Here is a 542-nt window from a genome sequence, read left to right as displayed (position 1 = left end):
CCCGATGTCAATTGGGTGGGCTTTTACCTGCTCAAGGGAAACGAACTGGTGGTCGGCCCCTTCCAGGGCAAACCGGCCTGTGTCCGCATCCGGATGGGCGAAGGCGTGTGCGGAACAGCGGCGGAAAAGCAGGAGACCCTGGTAGTGGATGACGTGGAAGACTTTCCGGGCCATATTGCCTGTGATGCGGCCAGCCGCTCGGAGATCGTCATCCCCCTGCTACGTGAAGGCCAGTTGATTGGCGTCCTTGATATCGATGCCCCAACCCCCAAGCGCTTTGATGCCCAGGACCGGGAAGGATTGGAAATCGTGGCGGGAATTCTTCCCTGAGCCCCCCCCTGCCGATGCTAGACTAAAATGAGGCGTTTCGAGCCCGACGCCAAGACAACGGGTCCGGGACAGGGGGTGTCCGCTTTGACTTATATCCGCAAGCCCATCGACGAAGTGCGCCTTGGCATGTACGTGGCCCGACTGGATCGCCCCTGGCTGGACAGTCCCTTTCTCTTTCAGGGTTTTGTGCTGGAACGGGAAGAGGACCTGCG

2 protein-coding genes are annotated in these 542 nt (G+C 60.1%); both read left to right on the top strand.

Features of this window, described 5'->3' with window-relative positions; genetic code table 11:
* The coding region (locus ABD256_RS44300; protein ID WP_344432425.1) for a GAF domain-containing protein at positions 1–330 on the top strand (330 nt) is incomplete at its 5' end.
* A gap of 27 nt (positions 331–357) precedes the next feature.
* Positions 358–542: DUF3391 domain-containing protein (locus ABD256_RS44295; protein WP_344432424.1), on the top strand; the 185-nt coding region annotated here is incomplete at its 3' end.

Origin of the sequence: Amycolatopsis minnesotensis, assembly GCF_039529815.1 — a bacterium.
GTDB classification, from domain to species: Bacteria; Actinomycetota; Actinomycetes; order Mycobacteriales; family Pseudonocardiaceae; genus Amycolatopsis; species Amycolatopsis minnesotensis.
The sequence above is the reverse complement of the archived record's forward strand: the minus strand, read 5'-3'. Positions and strand labels throughout refer to the sequence as shown.